Origin of the sequence: Clostridium sp. J1101437_171009_A5, from assembly GCF_015547905.1 — a bacterium.
Classification (GTDB): domain Bacteria; phylum Bacillota; class Clostridia; order Oscillospirales; family Oscillospiraceae; genus Pseudoflavonifractor_A; species Pseudoflavonifractor_A gallinarum.
The window spans coordinates 292,847-313,233 of sequence record NZ_JADMVY010000002.1 but is presented as its reverse complement, the minus strand read 5'-3'; the positions used below and the strand labels follow the sequence as shown (position 1 = coordinate 313,233).

At 61.9% G+C, this 20,387-nt stretch carries 22 protein-coding genes; 14 read left to right on the top strand and 8 right to left on the bottom strand.

Annotation, left to right across the window (positions count from 1 at the left end):
* Positions 1-164: 164 nt before the first annotated feature.
* Both I2C21_RS05110 and I2C21_RS05105 read right to left on the bottom strand, forming a co-directional pair.
* Positions 165-1,412, bottom strand: coding sequence for a DUF2812 domain-containing protein (locus I2C21_RS05110; RefSeq protein ID WP_195278685.1), 1,248 nt, complete (start codon positions 1,410-1,412; stop codon positions 165-167).
* Positions 1,403-1,765 (bottom strand): PadR family transcriptional regulator, encoded by a 363-nt coding sequence (locus I2C21_RS05105; protein ID WP_195278684.1) that lies wholly within the window; start codon positions 1,763-1,765, stop codon positions 1,403-1,405. The genes I2C21_RS05110 and I2C21_RS05105 overlap by 10 nt, the downstream gene beginning before the upstream one ends.
* Positions 1,766-1,939: 174 nt before the next feature.
* On the opposite strand from I2C21_RS05105, the gene I2C21_RS05100 reads away from it, so the two are divergent.
* On the top strand, positions 1,940-2,503 hold the full coding sequence (locus tag I2C21_RS05100; RefSeq protein ID WP_101693026.1) for a biotin transporter BioY: 564 nt from the start codon (positions 1,940-1,942) through the stop codon (positions 2,501-2,503).
* An 82-nt stretch (positions 2,504-2,585) separates the two neighbouring features.
* Positions 2,586-3,875, top strand: coding sequence for a glutamine-hydrolyzing GMP synthase (gene guaA / locus I2C21_RS05095; protein ID WP_195278683.1), 1,290 nt, complete (start codon positions 2,586-2,588; stop codon positions 3,873-3,875).
* Positions 3,876-4,049: 174 nt separating this feature from the next.
* Here guaA and I2C21_RS05090 read toward each other — a convergent pair whose 3' ends face one another.
* Both I2C21_RS05090 and I2C21_RS05085 read right to left on the bottom strand, forming a co-directional pair.
* The gene (locus I2C21_RS05090) at positions 4,050-5,768 is read right to left on the bottom strand and encodes an S-layer homology domain-containing protein (RefSeq protein ID WP_195278682.1); all 1,719 of its coding nucleotides are present in this window, start codon (positions 5,766-5,768) and stop codon (positions 4,050-4,052) included.
* A 198-nt stretch (positions 5,769-5,966) separates the two neighbouring features.
* Entirely contained in the window at positions 5,967-7,172 is a 1,206-nt protein-coding gene (locus tag I2C21_RS05085; RefSeq protein ID WP_195278681.1) for a M26 family metallopeptidase, read from the bottom strand.
* 323 nt (positions 7,173-7,495) lie between these two features.
* Here I2C21_RS05085 and I2C21_RS05080 point away from each other — a divergent pair, with 323 nt between their 5' ends.
* From I2C21_RS05080 to I2C21_RS05070, 3 genes are all read left to right on the top strand, one after another.
* Positions 7,496-7,954 carry a MarR family winged helix-turn-helix transcriptional regulator gene (locus I2C21_RS05080; RefSeq protein WP_101693030.1) on the top strand — a complete coding sequence of 153 codons (459 nt, stop codon included), beginning with the start codon at positions 7,496-7,498 and terminating at the stop codon, positions 7,952-7,954.
* Between the two features lie 3 nt (positions 7,955-7,957).
* Positions 7,958-9,934: an MATE family efflux transporter gene (locus I2C21_RS05075; protein WP_195278680.1), complete on the top strand. Its 1,977-nt coding sequence runs from the start codon at positions 7,958-7,960 to the stop codon at positions 9,932-9,934.
* Positions 9,935-10,005: 71 nt separating this feature from the next.
* Positions 10,006-10,692, top strand: a complete 687-nt coding sequence (locus I2C21_RS05070) for a DUF421 domain-containing protein (RefSeq protein WP_195278679.1) — start codon at positions 10,006-10,008, stop codon at positions 10,690-10,692.
* A 90-nt stretch (positions 10,693-10,782) separates the two neighbouring features.
* Here the strand turns inward: I2C21_RS05070 and I2C21_RS05065 are convergent, their stop codons facing one another.
* Genes I2C21_RS05065 through yfmF form a run of 4 tightly spaced genes read right to left on the bottom strand, consistent with a single transcriptional unit; the run spans position 10,783 to position 14,672 of the window.
* Positions 10,783-11,223: a hypothetical protein gene (locus tag I2C21_RS05065; protein ID WP_193536619.1), complete on the bottom strand. Its 441-nt coding sequence runs from the start codon at positions 11,221-11,223 to the stop codon at positions 10,783-10,785.
* Positions 11,210-12,106 (bottom strand): prolipoprotein diacylglyceryl transferase, encoded by an 897-nt coding sequence (lgt, locus tag I2C21_RS05060; protein WP_101693034.1) that lies wholly within the window; start codon positions 12,104-12,106, stop codon positions 11,210-11,212. Before lgt ends, I2C21_RS05065 begins: the two co-directional genes overlap by 14 nt.
* Positions 12,103-13,386 carry an EF-P 5-aminopentanol modification-associated protein YfmH gene (gene yfmH, locus I2C21_RS05055; RefSeq protein ID WP_101693974.1) on the bottom strand — a complete coding sequence of 428 codons (1,284 nt, stop codon included), beginning with the start codon at positions 13,384-13,386 and terminating at the stop codon, positions 12,103-12,105. The genes lgt and yfmH overlap by 4 nt, the downstream gene beginning before the upstream one ends.
* A gap of 5 nt (positions 13,387-13,391) precedes the next feature.
* On the bottom strand, positions 13,392-14,672 hold the full coding sequence (yfmF, locus tag I2C21_RS05050; RefSeq protein WP_195278678.1) for an EF-P 5-aminopentanol modification-associated protein YfmF: 1,281 nt from the start codon (positions 14,670-14,672) through the stop codon (positions 13,392-13,394).
* A 272-nt stretch (positions 14,673-14,944) separates the two neighbouring features.
* On the opposite strand from yfmF, the gene I2C21_RS05045 reads away from it, so the two are divergent.
* The 9 genes from I2C21_RS05045 (at position 14,945) to I2C21_RS05005 (ending at position 20,238) form a co-directional block, all read left to right on the top strand.
* On the top strand, positions 14,945-15,883 hold the full coding sequence (locus I2C21_RS05045; protein ID WP_195278677.1) for an AAA ATPase domain-containing protein: 939 nt from the start codon (positions 14,945-14,947) through the stop codon (positions 15,881-15,883).
* Positions 15,877-16,389, top strand: a complete 513-nt coding sequence (gene spoIIIAB, locus I2C21_RS05040) for a stage III sporulation protein AB (RefSeq protein ID WP_101693037.1) — start codon at positions 15,877-15,879, stop codon at positions 16,387-16,389. The genes I2C21_RS05045 and spoIIIAB overlap by 7 nt, the downstream gene beginning before the upstream one ends.
* A 24-nt stretch (positions 16,390-16,413) precedes the next feature.
* Positions 16,414-16,608, top strand: coding sequence for a stage III sporulation protein AC (gene spoIIIAC, locus I2C21_RS05035; protein WP_101693038.1), 195 nt, complete (start codon positions 16,414-16,416; stop codon positions 16,606-16,608).
* A 6-nt stretch (positions 16,609-16,614) separates the two neighbouring features.
* Positions 16,615-17,001, top strand: coding sequence for a SpoIIIAC/SpoIIIAD family protein (locus tag I2C21_RS05030; RefSeq protein ID WP_195278676.1), 387 nt, complete (start codon positions 16,615-16,617; stop codon positions 16,999-17,001).
* 8 nt (positions 17,002-17,009) lie between these two features.
* On the top strand, positions 17,010-18,113 hold the full coding sequence (locus tag I2C21_RS05025; protein WP_353654779.1) for a stage III sporulation protein AE: 1,104 nt from the start codon (positions 17,010-17,012) through the stop codon (positions 18,111-18,113).
* A gap of 2 nt (positions 18,114-18,115) precedes the next feature.
* Positions 18,116-18,610 carry a stage III sporulation protein AF gene (locus I2C21_RS05020; RefSeq protein ID WP_101693040.1) on the top strand — a complete coding sequence of 165 codons (495 nt, stop codon included), beginning with the start codon at positions 18,116-18,118 and terminating at the stop codon, positions 18,608-18,610.
* Positions 18,607-19,131 carry a SpoIIIAG-related protein gene (locus tag I2C21_RS05015; RefSeq protein ID WP_186964279.1) on the top strand — a complete coding sequence of 175 codons (525 nt, stop codon included), beginning with the start codon at positions 18,607-18,609 and terminating at the stop codon, positions 19,129-19,131. The genes I2C21_RS05020 and I2C21_RS05015 overlap by 4 nt, the downstream gene beginning before the upstream one ends.
* Positions 19,132-19,142: 11 nt before the next feature.
* The gene (locus I2C21_RS05010) at positions 19,143-19,745 is read left to right on the top strand and encodes a SpoIIIAH-like family protein (protein WP_186964280.1); all 603 of its coding nucleotides are present in this window, start codon (positions 19,143-19,145) and stop codon (positions 19,743-19,745) included.
* Between the two features lie 109 nt (positions 19,746-19,854).
* Complete coding sequence (locus tag I2C21_RS05005; RefSeq protein ID WP_101693043.1) at positions 19,855-20,238, top strand: Asp23/Gls24 family envelope stress response protein; 384 nt, start codon at positions 19,855-19,857, stop codon at positions 20,236-20,238.
* Positions 20,239-20,387: the final 149 nt, after the last annotated feature.

Here is a 20,387-nt window from a genome sequence, read left to right as displayed (position 1 = left end):
GAAATTTGTACAAAGTGCTTTGTTTGCCTGAAATGGATTGGTAAAAAAGACTGAACTTTAGAGTCTAAAACCGAGAAACACCTGTGCAGAATCCCATGTACCGGAAGAGAAACACAAAAAGACCGCGACCTCCGGGAGAGAGGCAGCGGTCTTTTCGTGGATTATCAGGTGAGGGCCTGGGCCAGGGCGGGCAGTGCGGCGGACAGATCTTCCAGGCCGTAGTAGCGCAGGACGACCACCTGGGCGCCCCGCCGGGCAAAGAGCATCTCCCAGGTATCTTCCACCGCGTCGTAGACCAGGGCGGTCTCGTCCAGGCCGGGCTGATCTACCCGGAGGAACTGGTAGCGCCCCGGCTCATGCTCCAGCTCATAGGCGTACCAGTCGTCGTACTCCTCCCGGATCAGCGCCCGGAGGAGGGGTTCCGCCAGGAAGGGCAGAGAGAGCCGGTAGTAGGAGAGCCGGAAGGAGGGGGAATAGGTCCCGCTATTATCCGGCCAGCTCCGGCCGGGGACCTCGCCGCCCTCCTCGATCTCATACTGTGCGGGGGCGAAGAGGGACCACGCCGCTTGTACGTGATTTTCCATGTCCCGGTCTGAGAGATAGAGGTGGCGGTAGGTGAAGGCGGGATCGGCCTCAATGTGGGTGAGATGAAAGGAGAGGGGAGAGGGCTGCTCCGGCGTGATGTTCCAGCGCTCCCGCCCGGAGATAGAGCGGACGGAGATACCGGCCGAGAGCACTGCGAAGAGCAGCGCGAAGAGAATCAGGAACCGGCTCCGGGTCACCTGTCCCCGGAAGCGGCCGGTCCGGTGTTCCATGGGGATGCCCTCCCGGAGGCTGCGGCGCAGACGGCAGAACCGGCGGCACTGGAGGAGCAGCCAGGCGAGGACGATCAGATCCAGAAGAAGGGAGCCCAGCATGGAGAAGGCGGCGGAGCTCTCCACCAACTGAAGCACGGGAGGGCGGCCGCCCAGAAATCCGGCAAGGATCATACCAATGCCCAGCAGAAAGAGGGGGGTACACAGGCTCACATTCCGCCGGATGGACTGTTCCAGCAGCTCCAGGGTCATGCTCTGGGTGAGGGAGTCGGTGTGGAGCTCCGGAGCGTCCGGGTCGTCACAGCGGTAGAGGGAGAACTGCCCCAGCTTTCCCACATAGAGCCAGCCCATCTCCCGGGCCTGCTGAAAGGTATTTAGGTCTGGGGTGGGGGAGAGCGGAGAGATGGCGTCCAGCCGGTAGCGGACCGCCCCGGGGGTGTCCCGCCGGAACCAGAGCAGACCCTTGGAACAGCGGACGAAGTAGAGCCCCTGGGCGGCCATCTGGACCAGCCAGCTCTCCATGGCGGGGATGTCCCAGGGGTCTACGTAGTTCAGCCGGGGGACCAGCCGGGGACGCCGGGAGGAGCTCAGGCCCATTGCGCCCCCTCCTCTCCCGTCGGCACCGGGGCGGCACTCAGCTCTCGCTCGGTCTCGGCCGCGTCCCGCAGGCAGGCGCGCAGGCGGCGGAGCTCCTCCTGGTAGCGCTGTTCCCCCAGCTCGGTGAGGGAATAGGTGCGCTTCCGGCCCAGGATGGACTGCTCCCGGATGAGGCCCTCCTCCTCAAATTTGGCCAGAATGGTATAGAGGGTGCCCGGGCCCAGCCTCACCCGCCCCTGGGTGCGCTTCTCCACAGAGGAGGCGATCTCCGTGCCGCAGCGGGGCCCGGGCTGAAAGGCCATCAGGACATAGAACATGGGCTCGCTCAGGGCCTCCAGAGCTTTCTTTGCCATAAGTCTCACCTCGAATATCAAGAATCGATATCGTCTATTGATATTATAATATCGCACCTCGATATTGTCAACGCTCTCGCTTGATTGTAAACCAGTAATAAAATTAGGTTGACAATCAATCCGGGATATGGTAAAGTTCCAGGCAGAATCATACCGAACATAGGAGGATGTGACATGGATACAAAGACTCTTTCCCGGGGCAGGACCCGGGCGCTGGCCGAGTGTGCACTGATGGCGGCGGTGATCGCGCTGTGCGCCTGGATCTCCATTCCCGCGGCGGTTCCCTTTACCTTGCAGACCTTCGGTATTTTCGCGGCAGTGGCCATCCTGGGCGGAAAGCGGGGGAGCGCGGCGGTGGCCGTCTATCTGCTGATGGGCATGGTGGGCCTGCCGGTCTTTGCGGGATTCAAAGGTGGGATCGGTGTCCTTCTTGGGGCCACCGGCGGCTATATCCTGGGCTTTCTGGGCTCTGCCCTGACCGTGTGGGGGATGGAGCGGCTCCTGGGCCGCCGCGGATGGGTCCTGGCGCTGTCCATGGTGCTGGGTCTGGTGGTCTGCTATGCATTTGGGACGGCCTGGTTCCTGGCGGTATATACCCGGACCTCCGGCCCCATGAGCCTCTCGGCGGCGCTGGGACTGTGCGTGCTGCCCTTTGTGCTCCCGGACGCCATCAAGATCGCCCTGGCCCTACTGGTGGGCCGCCGGGTGGGTCAGGCACTGGAACGCCGGGCGGGATAACGGCGGAATTCGACCAAATCTCTTGCGGCCCGTGCGCCGGTATGGTAGGATAAGACCAGAATCTGACATAGGAGGGACTGCGATGAAGCAGGACGTGATCGTCATTCTGGATCTGGGCAGTGAAGAGAACCCTCGACTGGCCCGGGAGATCCGTGCCCTTGGCGTGTACAGTGAGATCCATCCCCATGACATCACGGCGGAGGAGCTGGCCGCGCTCCCCAACGTGAAGGGCGTCATTCTCAACGGCGGCCCCAACCGCGTGGTGGACGGCGTGGAGATCGACGTCTCCAAAGAGATCTACAATGCCCCTGTCCCGGTCCTGTTGGCCGATCACGGGGGAGACGCCCCCTGGCCCGCCGATCCGGAGGAGCGGAAGGCCGCTCTTTCCAACTTCGTCTTTGGGGTCTGCGGCGCTCAGGCCAACTGGAATATGGAGAACTTCATCGCCGATCAGGTGGAGCTCATCCGCCAGCAGGTGGGGGACAAAAAGGTCCTGCTGGCCCTCTCCGGCGGCGTGGACTCCTCGGTGGTGGCGGCGCTGCTCATCAAGGCCATCGGCAAGCAGCTGACCTGCGTCCACGTGAACCACGGCCTGCTGCGCAAGGGGGAGCCCGAGCAGGTAGTCAAGGTGTTCCGGGATGAGATGGATGCCAACCTCATCTATGTGGACGCGGTGGATCGCTTCCTGGACAAGCTGGCCGGTGTGGCCGACCCCGAGGAAAAGCGGAAGATCATCGGCGGGGAATTTATCCGGGTCTTTGAAGAGGAGGCCCGCAAGCTGGACGGTATCGACTTCCTGGCCCAGGGCACCATCTATCCCGACATCATCGAGTCGGGCACCAAGACCGTGAAGGCGGTGAAGAGCCACCACAATGTGGGCGGACTGCCGGAGGACCTGAAGTTTGAACTGGTGGAGCCTTTGAAGATGCTCTTCAAGGACGAGGTGCGTGCCTGCGGCGCCGCGCTGGGTCTGCCCGATTCCATGGTATACCGTCAGCCCTTCCCGGGCCCCGGCCTGGGCGTGCGCTGCCTGGGCGCCATCACCCGGGACAGGCTGGAGGCCGTCCGGGAGAGCGACGCCATCCTGCGGGAGGAGTTTGCCCAGGCGGGCCTCCAGGGCAAGGTGTGGCAGTATTTCACCGTGGTGCCCGACTTCAAGTCGGTGGGCGTGCGGGACAATGTGCGCACCTTTGACTGGCCGGTGATCCTGCGTGCGGTCAATACCGTGGATGCCATGACCGCCACCGTGGAGGATGTGCCCTTTGCTCTGCTGCAGAAGATCACCCAGCGCATCACCTCCGAGGTCAAGGGGGTCAACCGGGTGCTCTACGATCTGACGCCGAAGCCCAGCGGGACCATCGAATGGGAGTAACCCAGGCAACCGGAAGACACTGGTTTTCTGAGGCCGGATGCCCTCTGTGGCAACGATTTGGCAACCTCTTTTCATGATTCATAAAAAGAGAGCGAACTGATTTTGCTTGGTCAGTTCGCTCTCTTTTTTGTCATAAATTCTGTTTCAAATCGTATGTGGCTTGAATGGAATCAATCAGCCCATGCGGCTGATGAAATGATAGAGGATAGCCGCCACTTGGACGCGAGTAGCGCTGCCCTGAGGTGCCAGGCTTCCGTTGCCCATACCGGAGATCAACTCCTGCTCCACAGCCCAAGCCATAGCTTGTGTCGCCCAGGCACTGGTGTCGCTGCCATCGGCATAGGCACTCACATCGCCGCTGGATGCAGGCTTGCCCGCATAGTTCCACAGCATCACGGCCAGCTGCTCTCGGGTAAGGATCTTTTCCATATCGCTGCCGTCGGAGATACCATTCTCCACAGCCCACTGCTGTCCGGCCTCATACCAACTGCCCGAAGAAACAGAGATATCCGCGCCATCGTAGGCGGCCAGCACAGTGACGAGCATAGCCCGGGTCATGGGCTGCTCAGGGGTAAAAGTAGTCTGGCTGGTACCGGAGAAGATCTCCCGGCTAGAAGTAAAGTCAATGTACGCACTGCCCCAATAGCTGTCCTCTACATCCTCAAAACGCTTGCTGTTATCCACGATTTTTACGGTCTCCCCATTTTCCAGAGTGATGGTCACACCGGTCTGGGTGGGGATGGAGTTTTTCACAATCTCCTCAGTCCCATCTTCCTTGATGATGATGGCCACTGTTCCGGGGGTCACGTTGGAGACGGGGATCTCCACCTTAGCCGCGGTGCCGGATGGCAGAATCACGGATACCGTGGGGGCATTCTCACGGTCGTTGGTGGCGGATACGCCGGGCATGGGAAGCGCAACGGCTTCCCCCATCTGGGCGGCATCCTCCACCACGGTAGAGGGCAGGGTCACCTGGGCATCCACCTGGCCGGTTTTATCGGTGGTGACCACAGAGGAAGCACCGTTTTGATTGGATACCGTTGTCTGGCTGGACCCGTCCGGCTTGGTGACGGTCTGAGTCTTGTTGCCCTGGGGATCGGTCGTGGTCTCGGTGACGGTACCGTTGGGCTGGGTCACGATCGTGGTGATGGAGCCATCGGGATGGACCGTGGTTTCTGTCTTATGGTCCGAGCCGGAAGTCCCGCTGCTGGAGCCCCCGCCGGACCCAGCAGAGGAGGTCTTTTCCCACTGGGCAGTGAGCGTCATACTTTGGGTGAGGGAGCAGGGGACGCCCCCCAGGAAAGTGGTCTCTCCCTCACGCCAACCGGCAAAAGTGTAGCCCGTTTTCTCCAGAGTGGGGAGGATCACAGAGACCGTCTCGACTTCTGTGGTGAGGATGATCTCCTCGCCGAAGTCATTGTCCCGGAGGTCCCAGTTCTGGTCGTTGTCCTGGACAAACTCCAGATAGCTGCCGGACAGGATATGGTTTCCGGTAAAAATAGAGCCGTCCTGATAGAAGGAAATGCTGCTGCCGTTGCGGAGGGTGTTGCCGGTGACGGTCTGGTCATTGCCTGCGATACTCAACTTGGTCCCGTCCAGGGTGTTGCCGGTGAACTGGCCCTGGGGAGCGCAGAGGATCAGGCAGGCACCGCCCTTCAACGTGGAGTTGGTGACGATGAGGGACTCCAGTTTTCCCTCTTTATCATCATAAATGGCATGGGACATGCCGTCAAAGGTACAGTTGTCCACTGTGACGGTCTCATGGTCGTTGTCGGTACCACTGATAAAAATGCCATACGAGAGATCTTTGCCGCTCAAAAGGGACACGTTCTGGAAGACGTCGCCGGAAGCTGCGCCGATGCCGTACCCGTCCGCACTGCCGGTAAGGTCCAATGTAAAATTGCGGAAGGTGTTGCCGCCATTGGATTGGAATGCCTGGGTGTTGAGGGTCAGTACATGGCCATTGCCCTCCAGCGTGATGCCGGAGAGATTGCGGATGGTACTCCAAGTACTGGAAGTGATGTCCCGCAGCAGAGAAATGGTATCGCCGGGCTTGGCAGCCTCGGCGGCTCGGCTCAGATCAGAGTAGGACTAACCGTTGACCTGGGCCACAGCAGGCATATGGATGGTGCAGCCCGCAATATTTACCGTGGCAGGGGGGTGGGCGCCATACCACAGGCTGCCGACATAGCGCTCTGCCTCCAGAATATCCTGCCGGTCCGGGCCACTGTAAATTTCGCCGGTGAATTCGCAGTTCTCCAGGGTGGGCGGAGTTTTGCCGCCGTTGTCCAAAAAGGTGCCGGCAAAGGCGCCGGCATAGATGCGGCCATCCTCCTCGGGGGTGACGGTCTGCCACACCACTACATTTTCTGCAGTGCAGTCCTGGATGGTGTTGCCATAGTGGAGGATGCCGCTGACACCGCCGATACCGTTATGGGCGCCCTGGACCGTAAGGTCCCGGACCGTACAGCCGGAAGTAACACAGTTTCCTTCCCCCATAAAACCTACAATTCCTCCGGCATATCCGCCGGTGATGGAAACAAAGGAGGTTTCAGCGCCATCTCCCACCACGGAGCAGTCCGAGATGGAAGTATAGCCGTTGCCTAAAATAGCCCCTACATACCAGTAGCCAGAGATCTGTATGCTGCCGGTAACATGGACATTGGTGATCTTGGACTCTACATTTGCATCCCCGCCTACCACTGCGGCTACACGGCCGCTGCCAGTCACATCCACGTTGTGCAGCGTGAAGTTTTTCACTACGCCGCTCTGGGTGGCACCAAAAAATCCGATGCTAATATTCTTATCTGTATAAGACAGTCCGCGGGTAATCTTCAGGTTGGAAATGGTATGACCATCTCCATCAAAGGTACCTTGAAACTGCTTTCCAGATCCGCCTCCGCCAATGGGAGTCCACTCCCGGTTGCCCAGATTCATATCAGCGCCTAACAGGATAGTCTTACCCTGAAAGCTTTCCCCCTGATTGACCAACTGGGCCAATCCGGCAAGTTCCTCAGGGGTAGAGAGAATGTACTGAGTCTCGGACCCGGTAAACCAAGCTACATCGGCGTTGTCCTTCCAATCGTCGGAGACAGCAGGCGTCTCTTCAGATACCTCAACGCTTTCATCTCCTGCGAGAGCGTTTTCTGCGGAAAGGGCGGCGTTTTCATTGGTCTGGGGACTATTTTCTTCAGACAGAATAGGGGGATTGTCCAAATCCTCCGCAAGTGCCGTAGCCGGAAGCATGGTCAGACACAGGGGCACGACACACGCCGTGCTGAGCAGCCGTTTTTTCATAGAGTTCCTCCTTTTTACACACACAGAAAGTAACAATAATCGTTATTTTATTCATTTTAATAAAATTTTTGTAACCAAACAAGATGGAAAAATATCAAAAGCTGTTACAAAAATTCTGCATATATCGCCGCAATATCACAAAAATCAAGAAAATATTTACTCTCCGGTAAAGATTCACATGTGTAATGCTTTTCTCTGTCCAACGTTTACGGAATGGATATCCTTTTCCTTTTTCGAAGGAAAGACCGTTGACTTTCCTCGGAAAAAGGGGTATATTAAATCGCATACGATGCATCTTATGCGATTCAATATAGAGGGAGAATATGATTCAGAATACACAATTCCGCGTGGCTTCTCTGATCGTACAGCTGGGGAACGCCGTGACCTATTATCGAAACCTGAAGATGGAGCACATCGGGCTCACCTCCGTGCAGAGTGACGCCCTGATCGCCGCCTTACGGAACCCGGGGATCACCGCCGCCCGTCTGAAAGAGCAGCTCCAGCTCTCCCAGTCCACGGTGGCCGGCATTCTTTCCCGGCTGGAGGGCAAGGGCCTGATCGAGAAAAAGGCAGATCAGGAGGATGCGCGGAAAGCCATCCTGACGCCCACGGACCAGGGGCTGGCCCTGGAGATGCCCCTGAAAGAGATCGCCCTGGAGACCCAGCAGTCCCTGGTGGAGGGGATGAGTGAGGCGGAGCAGGAGGAATTCATCCGCCTGCTGGACATCGCTCTGGAGAACATGAACCGTGTCCGCCAGGCACAGCCGTCCGGAGGAAGATAAGCGATGAAAAAAGATAAGGAACTCTTTACCACCATGCCGGTAGGCAGGGCAGTGGCCAAGCTGGCCGTACCTACGGTGGTCAGCCAGATCATCGTTATCCTCTACTCGCTGGCGGATACCTTCTTTATTGGACAGATCGGAGACCCCAACCAGCTGGCCGCTCTCTCGATCACCTTTCCCATCTATACGCTGCTCACGGCGGTCGCCAATCTGTTCGGCATCGGCGCCAACAGCGTCATTGCCCGCAGCATGGGCCAAAACGATGAGGCCACGGCGAAGAAGGCGTCCTCCTTCAGCTTTTGGGGCTCTCTCGCACTGACCGCCGTTTTGTCCATTCTGCTGGCCATTTTCATGCGGCCGGTCCTCTTTTTCTTTGGCGCGGATAACCTGACCTTTGGCTACACCAGCGATTATCTGGGCTGGGTCTTTGTCATAGGCGGCATTCCCACGGTGGCCGGCCTGGTGCTGGGACATCTGGTGCGCGCCGTCGGCAAGACCAAAGAGGCCAGTATCGGGCTCACCCTGGGCGGGGTCATGAACATCATCCTGGACCCGGTCTTTATTTTTGTCTTTCAGATGGATGTGGCCGGCGCGGCGCTGGCTACCATGCTCTCCAACACGATCTCCATGCTGTATTTCTTTGCCGTACTGGTCAAGATCCGAAAGACAACGGTCCTGACCATCTCGCCCAAATATGTTTCTCTGGAGAAAAATGTCTGCTGGGCGTCCCTGGCGGTTGGCTTCCCGGCGGCCATTTCGGTGCTGTTGGTGTCGGTCTCCATCTCCCTGCTCAACGGACTGCTCCTCAGCCATGAGGGCGGCAATATCCTCTCGGCCTCCTATGGTGTGGCCTCCAAGTGCGGTACCATCGCCCTGCACATCAGCATCGGCATTGCCCAGGGCGTGATGCCTCTGATCGGCTATAACTACGGGGCAAAGAACCACAAGCGGGTCCATCAGGTCTGCAATCTCTCTTTCCGGATCCTGCTGGTCTTCTCCCTGATTTTCCTGGCGCTGGTGCAGGTCATGCCCGAGACCATCGTGCGGATCTTTACCCCGGATGCCCAGACCATCGAGGTGGGCGGAGTCTTCCTGGCCCGCTGGTCCTGGTGTGTGGTGGGCATGAGCCTCTTCAATATGTACAACTCCATTTTCCAGGCGGTGGGCAAGTGGAAGACCTCTCTGTTTCTGGCCGTGCTCCGGCTGGGTGTGATCTTCTCCGTGCTGTGCTTCCTGATGGATGCGCTCTTCGGGGTCAACGGCCTGATGTGGGTGCAGGCCATCACCGATACCGCCTCCTGCCTGATCGCAATGGCCCTGTATGCCCGGTTCAAGCAATCGGTGATGCAGGAGGTCATGCACCAGCAGGCCCCCGCCGCCGCGCCGGTATCCGGCAGCCGGATCGTCACCATCAGCCGGGAGTTTGGCAGCGGCGGCAGAACGGTCGGCAAAAAGGTGGCCGAAACCCTGGGCATTCCCTGCTATGACAGTGAGCTGATCGACAAAATCGCGGCGCAGAGCGGTCTGGCAAAGGAGTTCGTGGAAAAATACGGTGAGTACGCCCTGTCGGATAAGCTCTATGAAAACGCCCTGTCCAGCCGCGGCCGGGACGGGCAGTCCGCTATGGATAAGATCTGGCTGGCCCAGAAGGAAGTCATTACCGATCTGGCCGAAAAGGGTCCCTGCGTCATTGTGGGACGCTGCGCCGATTCCATTTTGCAGGATCTTGCCGATTGCCTGACCGTGTTCATCCACGCCTCGGATGAGCAGCGGGCCGCGCGCATCGTGTCGGTCTATGGGCAGAGAGAGGAGTCTCCCGCCCAGCGTCTCCACGAAAAGGACCGGAAGCGGAAAGCCTATTACGAGCTCTACACGGGTACCGAGTGGGGCAATGCCGACAGCTATCAGCTGTGTCTGGACAGCGGAAAAATTGGGATCGACAAGTGTGTCAGCATCATCTGTGATCTGTACGCAAGTTAACCGATCGGTGGGAGCATTTGGAACGGGTATTGGCAGAAGCTGTGGGCAAACTACCCCAAAGGGGGAATGTTATGCGCTTCTTGGTTCTCTGCCTCACCTCGCTCGGATCGTTCGGCGCACTGTTTCTGATTGCCAAGCTGATCGGACACAAGCAGATCGCCCAGCTGGATTTTTTTGACTATATCACCGGAATCACGGTCGGGTCCATCGCGGCCGAGATGGCCACCGAGCTGGAAGAGCCGTGGAAGCCGCTGGTTGCCATGCTCCTGTACGGAGGGGTGACCGTGCTGCTGAGCATTCTGTCCAACCGCCTTCCCAGGGCCCGGAAGTACCTCAACGGCACGCCCACCATTCTGATGGATCGCGGAAAGCTCTACCGTGAGAATCTGAAGAAGGCCAAGCTGGATCTGAGCGAATTCATGGTCATGTGCCGCCAGCAGGGATACTTTGACCTTACGAGCATCCAAACCGCGGTGTTTGAGTACAATGGAAAGCTCACTATCCTGCCGGTGAGCAGCCAGCGCCCGGCCACGCCAAACGACATGAACCTGTCCCCAAAGCAGGAGCAGCTCTTTACCGAGCTCATCATGGATGGCCGAATTCTGGAGGGCAACCTGAAACGCATGGGGCTGAATCTGACCTGGCTGGAAAAACAGTTGAAGGAGCGCCGGATACACTCGGCCAAGGATGTGTTTCTGGCCCTCTGTGATCCGGCTTTGAATCTGGTCCTCTTTGAACAGAATCCCGGAAAAAAATAATGGGGCCCACGGCCCCTATACAGCGCGGAAAAAGGGAGCGGCACGGTTGATTCAACCGTGCCGCTCCCTTATCTTATGGATTTGTATTTCTCAGTCACCCTGTCCGGCGCGCTCCACGGCCCCGGCCAGCAGAAGGGCGCGGAAGAGCGCCTCTTCCGGGGTCAGGCGGGCGATGGTCTCGGGCAGGATGCCCCAGCCCTCCAGCCGCTCCAGAAGGGAGGCGGAGAGGTGACCGCTCAGATCCAGTCCATCCCGCCGGAGGAGCACCGCCCAGTGGAGGTCGCCCCGGGTCTCCAGGAGGGGGAGAAGCTCCTCGGCCTCCTCCCGCAGCGGGGCGGGGAAGGTGTACGCTTCGCAGTAGATGCCGCATTCCTCACCCTCTCGCTCCAGCTGGGCGGAGAAGGCGCGGCTGTCCCATCCGTCCTCCACCAGGAGGAGGGCCAGACCCGGCCGGACTTCCAGGCGTCCGGCTTCCCCGCGCACCCAGGAGAGGACTTCCCGGGCGGCAGCGTTTCGGTCAATCTCCGCCATGTTCGCCCTCCCCGGCGGCCTTGACCGCGGCGGAGCGGTTGACCCACAGCTCCTCCGGGGTATGGGGGCGCACCTTCAGATTCCAGACCAGCAGGGCGATACCCACCAGCGCCGAGGCAAAGCCCAGCATCTGGGAGACCCGGATACCGGTACCGAAGAAATAGAGGCTGTCGGTGCGCAGGCCCTCGATCATGCCGCGGCCCACGCCGTACCAGGCCAGGTAGCTGTAAAACATCTGTCCGTCAAACTTGCGCCAATTCCGGGCAATGAGAATGAGCAGGACCAGTCCCACCAGATTCCAGAGGGACTCATAGAGGAAAGTGGGGTGGACCTCCTTGTAGACCTCCACGCCATTGACCACCTCGGTGATCCCCATGCGCCAGGGAAGGGTGGTCTCGCCGCCGTAGGCCTCCACGTTGACGAAGTTGCCCCAGCGGCCCACCGCCTGCCCGATCAGAAGGCCGAACACGCCCAGGTCGGCAAAGGCCAGGAAGGGGATGTGCCGTTTCTTGCAGAAGACCAGGAGGGTGAGGGCCGACGCGATCACGCCGCCGTAGATGGCCAGGCCTCCATCCCAGATCCGGACCATTTTGGCAAAGTCCAGGGAGCCGTCGGCGGTGCGGAACAGGTCCAGATAGAAGATGATGTAGTAGAGCCGCGCCCCCAGGATGCCCAGGGGAACGGCAAAGAACAGCATGTCCAGCAGGTCGTCCTCCTGGATGCCGAAGCGCTTGCTGGCCCGGGTACAGTAGGCCACCGCCAGGAGAAAGCCCGCGGCGATGATGATCCCGTACCAGTGGATGGGCCAGCCAAAGATGGAGAAGGGGATGGGATTGAGGTCAAAGGAGAGCCCCAATCCCGGGAATGTGACGATCTGACTCATGCCTGCGCTTCCTCCTTGGGCCGGACCACGGCCAGGGTGGAGCGGGCAGGGACGCACCAGGTGCGCAGCGCCTCCTCCACGTCGGCCTTGCCGATGGAGTCAAACACAGCGGGGAAGTCCAGGTAATCCACGCCCGCAAAGTGGCTCTGGGCCTGCTCGATGCAGACGTGCTCAAAGGAGTTGAGGCTCCGGACCATGGCGCCGTAGAGAGCCTTTTTCAGCCGCAGGAAGAGGGCCTCGTCCACCCCCTCCTCGCTCAGGCGGCGGGCCTCCTCCAGAAGGGCGTCCCGCACGGCCTCGGGAGAGCGGCTCTCGCCGCCCGCGGCCAGGAAGGCGCAGCCCGGATAGGCCTCAAAGCTGCTGCCGAAATTCTTGTTGATGAGCCCCTCCCGGTAGAGCCGGGCATAGAGGGGGCTGGAGGAACCGGCCAGGACCTCGCTGACCAGAGTGCCGATCAGCTCCCCCCTGAGGTGCTCCGGCCCCTGGGGGAGGGGGTCGGCCTTAAAGCCCAGCTGGAAGATGGGGGTGGAGACCTCCATACGCAGCTCCTGCACACTGTGGGCCGCGTGGGTGGGCTCCGGTCCGCCGTAATCCCGGGGGATGTCGGAGAGACCATCTTTGGGGAGGATCTCCCGGGCGAGCCGCTCCACCTGCTCCGGGTCCACATCGCCCGCCACGCACAGCACCATGTTGGCGGGATTGTAGAAGGCCTTGTGGCAGGCATAGAGGGTGTCGGCGGTGATGTGGGAGATGGACTCCCGGCTGCCCGCCACCGAGAAGCGGATGGGATGGTGCTCATACAGGCCGGAGAGCAGGTGGATGAAGACCTGCCACTCGGGGTCGTCCTCGATCATCTGGATCTCCTGGCCGATGATGCCCTGCTCCTTCTCCACGCTCTCGGGGGTGAACCAGGGGACTGAGACAAAGGAGAGGAGGGTCTTCAGATTCTCCTCAAACTTCTCGGTGCACTCAAAATAGTACCCGGTGATGGCCGAGCTGGTGAAGGCGTTGGGGGAGGCGCCGTTGGCCGCCAGATCCTGAAGGGCGTTGCCCTCCTTGGTGTCGAACATCTTGTGCTCCAAAAAATGGGCCACACCGGCGGGGGTCTCCTGCCAGGTCCCATCCAGCTGAAAGCGCATATCCATCCCGCCGTAGTTGGTGGCGAAGAAGGCGAAGGCCTTGCGGAAGCCGGGCTTTACATTGACGTAAATGGGCAGGCCATTCTCGAGCCGGGTGTGGAAGAGGGTCTCTCCCACCCGGGAATAGATCGTTTTTTCCATGTGCATCACGCCTCTCTTCCTTTCAGGAAATAGATGGTGTCCAGCTGAAGGGAGGAGAAGGCCGCCACCACCTGCTCCCGGGTGACTTCCTCCACCCGGCGGGCCAGGGCCTCCGGGTCCTCGGTGAGATCGGCCACCGCCTGTCCCAGCCAGAAATCCTCCAGCCGGGCCTGGGCGTCCATGGCGCTGTGGAGGGCGCTGACCACCGAGCGGCGGGCACCCTCCAGCTCCCAGTCCTCAAATGCGCCCTTCCGGCAGGCCTCCAGCTGGGAGAGGATCTCGGCCCGTGCCTCGCCCACCTTGTCAAACTCCACGCCGGAGGAGACCAGCATCACGCCCTTGAGCTTCTCCAGCTGGGAGCTGGCGTAGTAGCACAGGGAGAGCTTTTCCCGCACATGCAGGAAGAGACGGGAGGTGGTGGTGCCGCCGAAAATGGCGTTGGCCAGCAGCAGGGCGGGGTAGTCCTCGCTCCACACGGTGGAGCCGGTACGCAGGCCCATGGTCAGCTTGCCCTGGGTGACGTCCAGGGACTCCACCACCTCGCGGGGCTGCGCGGGGGCCTCCTTGGCGGCGGGTCGGGGCAGGGGAGTGCGCACTCCGTCGGTGGGGAGCTGGGAGAGAGCGGCGCGCAGGGCGTCAGCCACACGCTCCGGCTTGGCCGAGCCGCAGTAATAGAGCTCCATGGGCGCGGTGCGCAGCAGGTCCTGGTAGCGCGCCCAGAGGCTCTCCGGCGTGATGGCCCGGGCAGAGGATTCGTCACCCAGGCGGTCCACGCCGAAGGGCTCCCCGGCACACATCTCCCGCTTGAGGCGAAGAAGGGCATAGCTGCGCTTGTCGTTGACCTGGGCGCGGATACGGTCGATCAGGTTCTGCCGCTCACTGTCGGTATAGTCCCGGCGGAACACCCCCTGTTCCGTGCAGGGACGGAGGAGGAGCTCCCCCAGCAGACCGGCGGCCTTCTCCAGGATGGCCGAGCCGTCCAGGGTGTAGGCGTCGTCCAAGAAGCTCCCCAGGAAGCCCACGCACTGGGTCTCGCCCCGGGTGCGCACCACCGGCTCGATGGAGCCGCCGTACAGCTCGTCCAGTGCAGAAGAAAGGGATTCCATGTCCGGGTGCTCCTGAGTGCCCCGGCGGAGGACCGAGGGGACCAGCGCGTTGCAGGCCGCCTTGGTCCGGTCCAGCGGGGCCAGGAAGGACGCCCCCAGCACGCAGGATTTGAATTTTTCGGTATGGACCGCCGTCAGATGGACGCCGGAAAAGAGTTCACTTCGTGTCAATTCGGCCATAGGCCACCATTCCTTTCTTTGGGAGCCGGAGAGAGGCGCGGCGGGAGATTCCCGTCTTCCTCTTAGGCTCTCACAGAGATCAGCACTTTATCATACCATATTTTAGCGGGGCTGACACCTCCATTCCGGAAAATTTACGGTTTGTTTCTATTTTTCCCCTCTGGAGAGGAGCGCGCAGAGAAACAAAAAATCCGGACAGGCTGTCATACTGGTCCGCTCCCCCTCATAGAATGTGCCAGAACTCCATTCCAAAGACAAGGAGCGTGAACAAGATGGCGGCACAGCATCAGCAGGACCCCGCCGAGCGGTTTGGGCAGACAGCGGCGCTGCTTCCGGCGTGGCTGCGCACTCCCCTGGAGCGCCTGCCCCGCAGCGAGCAGGCCCGCATTGAGGAGATCCGCCTCCGGGCGGGACAGCCGGTGACGGTCTCCGGTCCCGCCGGGGAGCACGGCGTCCCGGGCGCGGAGGAGGCGGTCCGTCCGGCGGACCTCTCCCTTATTCTGGAAGTAGCGACCCGAGCCTCGGCCCACACGGCCCTGGACCGGGTCCAGAACGGATTCGTCACCGTCCGCGGGGGCCACCGCATCGGCCTGTGCGGGACGGCGGTTCTCCGGGAGGGAGCAGTACATAATCTGCGGCAGCTCTCCTCCCTGTGTATCCGGGTGGCCCGGTCGGTCCCCGGCGCGGCGCGGGAGGTACTGGGGCAGGTACGGGACGGGCAGGGTGTGAAGGGGACCCTCATCCTCTCGCCCCCCGGGGGCGGAAAGACCACCCTGCTCCGGGACCTGATCCGCGCCCTCTCCGACGGGGAGGGCGGCACGGCAATCCGGGTGGGTGTGGCCGACGAGCGCAGCGAGCTGGCCGCCCTGTGGGAGGGGATCCCCCAGCTGGATGTGGGCCTCCGCACCGATGTACTGGAGGGATGCCCCAAGGCCGAGGCTCTGATGATGCTCCTGCGGGGGATGAATCCCCAGGTGCTGGCGGTGGATGAGATCACCGCCCCCGCCGATGTGGCGGCCCTGGAGCACGCGGCCAACTGCGGCGTGTCCCTCCTGGCCACTGCCCACGGCAGCGGGTTGGAGGATCTGCGCCGCCGCCCTCTCTACCGGGAGATGCTGGAGCGGAACATTTTTTCGCAGGTCATTTTGATCCGGCGCAATGGGTCGGGGCGTAGCTACGAGGTGCTCCCCCTGGGGGACGGGCTATGCTGAGCCTGTTGGGCGCGGCGCTGGTGACCGCAGGGACCGGGGCCATCGGCTTTGGGGCGGCGGCTCAGCTGGGCCGACGGGTGGGGGAGCTGCGGGCCATGGTCACGGCGCTGGAGCTGATGGAGCGGGAGCTCTCCTTCCGCCTGACCCCCATCCCGGAGCTGCTGGACGAGCTGTCCCGGCGCACGCCCCTCCCGGCCCGGCCCCTGTTCGCCCGGTGCCTCGGGGGCCTGGACCGCCTGGGCGAGGAGAGTCTGGGGCAGATCTGGACCGCCGCGGTGGAGGAGAGCCTTCCCGACCTGCGGGGAGAGGACCGGGCCATCCTGGCCGAGCTGGGCCAGGTGCTGGGCCGTTTTGATGGAGATGGACAGGGGCAGGCCGTGGGACAGGCCCGCCTGCGCCTTTCCCATCAGCTGGAGGGCGCGGAACGGGAGCGGGACAGCCACGGGAGGCTCTATGGAGCGTTGGGGGTGACGGCGGGAGCCTTTTTTGTCATCCTGCTGCTTTGACGGGGAGAGAGGAAGTAGAACTGCATGGATGTGGATTTGATCTTTAAAATCGCGGCCATCGGCATTCTGGTGTCGGTGCTCAACCAGGTGCTCATCCGCTCCGGGCGGGACGAGCAGGCGACTATGGTGACCCTGACCGGTCTGGTGGTGGTGCTGATGCTGGTGGTGCAGCAGATCAGCGCCCTCTTCGACCTGGTCAAGACCCTGTTTGGACTGTGATGGCCCATGGACGATATGGTAAAGGTGGCAGCCCTGGCCATCACGGCTGCCCTGTGCGCCTGCGTGGTCAAAAAGCAGGTGCGGGAGCTTGGGCTGGTCCTGGCTCTGGCGGCGGGCGCCCTCATTCTGGGGATGGCCTTCCGGGCGCTGTCCGGCCTGGGGATGCTGCTGGACAGCCTGAGCGAGCTGGCCGGGCTCTCTCCGGCGGTGCTCTCCCCGGTGCTCAAGACGGTGGGGATCTCCATTCTCACCAAGATCACCGCCGAGCTCTGCCGGGACGCGGGGGAGGGGGGCATCGCCTCCTTTGTGGAGACGGCGGGGGCCGCCATGGCCCTGTGCGTGTCGGTCCCGCTGCTGCGCTCCGTGCTGGACACGCTGAGCGGGCTCTTTTAAAGCTGCTGGTGACGGTGTTCTGTCTGACCCTACTGTTCTCCCTGCTTCCGGCGGCCCGGGCGGCCGACACGGAGGAGGTGCTGGAGCAGCAGGCGGCCGCACTGGAGCTGGACGAGCTCCAGGACGCCGCGTCCTCCGAGCTCTCCGGCCTGGATCTCTCGGAGGGGGTGGACCTCAATGAGGGGCTGACGAAAATCCTGGATACCGGGAGCGGCGCGGTGCCCGGCATTCTCCGCAAGGCGGTGCGCAGCGGCGTGCTGCTGCTGGCGGTGGTGGTGCTGTGTGCCCTGGTGGAGGAGCTCTCCAAGAGCGTGGGCGCATCGGGCGAGCTGGATGCCGGGGCCCTGGTGGGCGCTCTGGCGGTGACCGCGGTGGCGGTGGCCGACGTTCACGCCCTGGTGGGCATGGGCCGGGAGGCGCTGGAGCAGATGGGGGGCTTTTCCAAGGTGCTGCTCCCCACCATCACGGCGGCCGCGGCCGCCAGCGGCGCACCGAGCGGTGCAGCCGCCCGGCAGCTGGCCACCATGCTCTTCTCCGATGTGCTCCTCACCCTGATCGAGCGGCTCCTGCTGCCCATGGTATACGCCTATGTGGCGGCCTGCACCGCCTATGCCGCCCTGGGGAACGAGGGGCTCAAACGGGTGGCCGACCTTCTGAAATGGGCGGTGCGGTCCATTCTGACCGGGGTGCTGCTGACCTTTGTGGGCTATCTGACCGTGAGCGGCGTCATCGCCGGAAGTGCCGACGCCATGACCCTCAAGGCGGCCAAGCTGACCATCTCCGGCATGGTGCCGGTGGTGGGGGGCATCCTCTCCGACGCGGCCGAGACGGTTTTGGCCGGGGCGGGTATTTTGCGCAATACGGTGGGGATCTTCGGGATGCTGGGGGTGCTGGCCCTGTGCGTGGTGCCCTTTTTGCAGCTGGGGGTCCACTACCTGGTCTACAAACTGACGGCGGCGCTGGCCGCTACCGTGTCGGGCGGACGGATGTCCGCGCTCATCGACCGGATCGGCGGCGCTTTTGGACTGGTGCTGGGGATGACCGGAGCCAGCGCACTCTTGCTGCTGGTGTCGCTGGTCTCGGCCATCACCGTTACGATGGGAGGTGGATAGCGGTGCTGGCATGGATCAAAGCCTGGCTTCTGGGTATCACCGCCGCGGCCCTGCTGGTGGCGGCGGCCCAGAGCCTGATGCCCGGCGGCGCCGTCCGCCGGGTGGGACGGCTCACCGGCGGACTGGTCCTGCTGCTGGCCGCCCTGGGTCCGGTGCTGACGCTGGACCAGGACGCCCTCTCCCGGGCGCTGAGCGAATACCATCTCCCGGTGGAGGAGGTGGAGGCCTTTCAGAACAACAGCGCCGATGTGCTCCAAGCACTCATAGAGGAGAAGGCGGTCGCATATATTTCGGACAAGGCGGAGGACCTGGGCATCGCATGCTCCGTCGCCGTGGAGACCCGGGCGGGGGAGGACGGCTATCCCGTCCCCTATCAGGTCACCGTGGCGGGAGCGCTCAGCCAGCAGCAGCGCCAGGCGCTGACCCGGCGCATCGAGGCGGACTTTGCCATCCCGGCAGAGCGCCAGATCTACCAGAAAGCGGAGGGAGTGACATGAGAGAGCTGGATCTTGCGGGCTGGGGGAAGCGGATTCCCGGCCTGCTGAGCAAATACCGCTATGTGCTGCTGGTGATCCTGGCGGGCGTGCTGCTTTTGCTTCTGCCCGGCGGGGAGGAGAAGGAGAGCGTGCCCACCTCCGGTGCGGGGGTGACTGCGAGCCTGGATACCACCGCGGAGCTGGAGCACAAGCTGGAGCAGGCCCTCTCCCAGATCGAAGGGGCGGGAGAGGTGACCGTGGTGCTCTCGGTGGAGGCCGGGACCAAGCAGATCTGGGCGGAAGACCGGAAATCCGAGGTGGACGCCCAATCCCGAAGCGAGGAGGAGAGCACCGTGGTCCTCTCCCGGGGCAGCGGGAGCGAGGAGGCCGTCCCGGTACAGCAGATTTCGCCCCGATTCCGGGGCGCGCTGGTGGTATGCTCAGGGGGCGGGGATCCAGAGGTGCGCCTCTCCCTGGTGGAGGCGGTTTCCGCCCTGACGGGGCTGGGTTCCGATAAAATTTCGATTTGTAATGGAAAGTGAGGAAAATGAGTATGAAGCTGTGGAAACGCAATGCGGTGGTGGCCGCCATCGTCCTCTTTGTGTGTGTGGCGGTCTATCTGAACTGGTCCTATAATCAGGAGAGCGCCGACACGGGGAAGGTGCTGGGACAGGCGGCTCTGGTGGGCGGACAGACCAACGACCCGCTCCTCTCAGCCGGAACCGAGGGGGAGACCGCCGAGCACAGCGTCTCTCCCGCCCCCAGCGCCAGCGCCGCCCCCACCGTGAGTGAGGAGGAGAGCGGGTATTTCGCCTCCGCCCGGCTCAACCGCCAGCAGGCCCGGGACAGCGCGCTGTCCATCCTCCAGCAGTCGGCCGAGAGTGAGACCGCGGACGAGACCATGAAGCAGGAGATGACCGCCGCCATTGAGACCATGGCAGACTTCACGGTCTCCGAGGCCCAGGTGGAGAATCTGGTCACCGCCAAGGGGTATACCGACTGCGTGGCCTTCCTCAACGAGAACAGCGCCAGCATCGTCGTGGCCGCCACCGAGGAGGGCCTCACCGACGCCGACGTGGCCCGGATCACCGAGATCGTCACCGGAGAGACCGGTCTGGCGGCCAGCCAGATCAAGATCATCGAGGCCGAACCCTAAGGCACCGGCACAGTTTCAAAAAAATCTGTTGGTATTTTCCGGCTTCTGTGGTACAATACCAAAAAGAGCAGCAACTTTGGAGTTGTACAAAAAAGGAGCGTGACCTGCAATGGCCGATGCAAGAGAATACGTTTCCCGTCCGGACGAGCTGGGAAATATCCATATATCGGAGGAAGTCCTGGCTGTCATTGCCGCCGCCGCCGCCCTGGAGACCGAGGGCGTGGCCAGCCTGGCCCCCAATCTGGGCTCCGACTTGGCGGAGCTTCTGGGCAAAAAGAATCTGTCCAAGGGTGTCCATATCGCTGTGAATGAGTCCAGTGTCAGTGTAGAGGTCTCCATCTTCCTGAAATACGGCTATACCATCCCCGAGGTGGCCAAGGCCGTACAGGAGGCTGTGTTCAGCGCCATTGGAAATACCAGCGGACTGCATGTGGAGTGCGTGAATATCAATGTGGGCGGCATCGCCTTCGAGCGGGAGCTGAAAAAGGCCTAAATATCCAGAGCAAAGACACGCGGGTGAGATCCCAGGATCTCTTCCGCGTGTTTTTCTGCGCCGGAGGAAAAGAAAGGGTTTTCTTTTTGAGGGTTCCTGTGTATAATAGAGTGGATATTATGGATATGAACCGAAATTTTATTGACCGG

What these genes read in the sequence shown, in the direction of transcription:
- yfmF (WP_195278678.1), bottom strand. Translation starts at nt 14,672, where the DNA reads ATGGCCGAATTGACACGAAGTGAACTCTTTTCCGGCGTCCATCTGACG.
- I2C21_RS05045 (WP_195278677.1), top strand. Translation starts at nt 14,945, where the DNA reads ATGGCGGCACAGCATCAGCAGGACCCCGCCGAGCGGTTTGGGCAGACA.
- I2C21_RS05105 (WP_195278684.1), bottom strand. Translation starts at nt 1,765, where the DNA reads ATGGCAAAGAAAGCTCTGGAGGCCCTGAGCGAGCCCATGTTCTATGTC.
- lgt (WP_101693034.1), bottom strand. Translation starts at nt 12,106, where the DNA reads ATGAGTCAGATCGTCACATTCCCGGGATTGGGGCTCTCCTTTGACCTC.
- spoIIIAC (WP_101693038.1), top strand. Translation starts at nt 16,414, where the DNA reads ATGGATGTGGATTTGATCTTTAAAATCGCGGCCATCGGCATTCTGGTG.
- I2C21_RS05070 (WP_195278679.1), top strand. Translation starts at nt 10,006, where the DNA reads ATGCGCTTCTTGGTTCTCTGCCTCACCTCGCTCGGATCGTTCGGCGCA.
- I2C21_RS05085 (WP_195278681.1), bottom strand. Translation starts at nt 7,172, where the DNA reads ATGAAAAAACGGCTGCTCAGCACGGCGTGTGTCGTGCCCCTGTGTCTG.
- I2C21_RS05010 (WP_186964280.1), top strand. Translation starts at nt 19,143, where the DNA reads ATGAAGCTGTGGAAACGCAATGCGGTGGTGGCCGCCATCGTCCTCTTT.
- I2C21_RS05100 (WP_101693026.1), top strand. Translation starts at nt 1,940, where the DNA reads ATGGATACAAAGACTCTTTCCCGGGGCAGGACCCGGGCGCTGGCCGAG.
- I2C21_RS05030 (WP_195278676.1), top strand. Translation starts at nt 16,615, where the DNA reads ATGGACGATATGGTAAAGGTGGCAGCCCTGGCCATCACGGCTGCCCTG.
- I2C21_RS05075 (WP_195278680.1), top strand. Translation starts at nt 7,958, where the DNA reads ATGAAAAAAGATAAGGAACTCTTTACCACCATGCCGGTAGGCAGGGCA.
- yfmH (WP_101693974.1), bottom strand. Translation starts at nt 13,386, where the DNA reads ATGGAAAAAACGATCTATTCCCGGGTGGGAGAGACCCTCTTCCACACC.
- I2C21_RS05065 (WP_193536619.1), bottom strand. Translation starts at nt 11,223, where the DNA reads ATGGCGGAGATTGACCGAAACGCTGCCGCCCGGGAAGTCCTCTCCTGG.
- guaA (WP_195278683.1), top strand. Translation starts at nt 2,586, where the DNA reads ATGAAGCAGGACGTGATCGTCATTCTGGATCTGGGCAGTGAAGAGAAC.
- I2C21_RS05005 (WP_101693043.1), top strand. Translation starts at nt 19,855, where the DNA reads ATGGCCGATGCAAGAGAATACGTTTCCCGTCCGGACGAGCTGGGAAAT.
- I2C21_RS05080 (WP_101693030.1), top strand. Translation starts at nt 7,496, where the DNA reads ATGATTCAGAATACACAATTCCGCGTGGCTTCTCTGATCGTACAGCTG.
- I2C21_RS05110 (WP_195278685.1), bottom strand. Translation starts at nt 1,412, where the DNA reads ATGGGCCTGAGCTCCTCCCGGCGTCCCCGGCTGGTCCCCCGGCTGAAC.
- spoIIIAB (WP_101693037.1), top strand. Translation starts at nt 15,877, where the DNA reads ATGCTGAGCCTGTTGGGCGCGGCGCTGGTGACCGCAGGGACCGGGGCC.
- I2C21_RS05015 (WP_186964279.1), top strand. Translation starts at nt 18,607, where the DNA reads ATGAGAGAGCTGGATCTTGCGGGCTGGGGGAAGCGGATTCCCGGCCTG.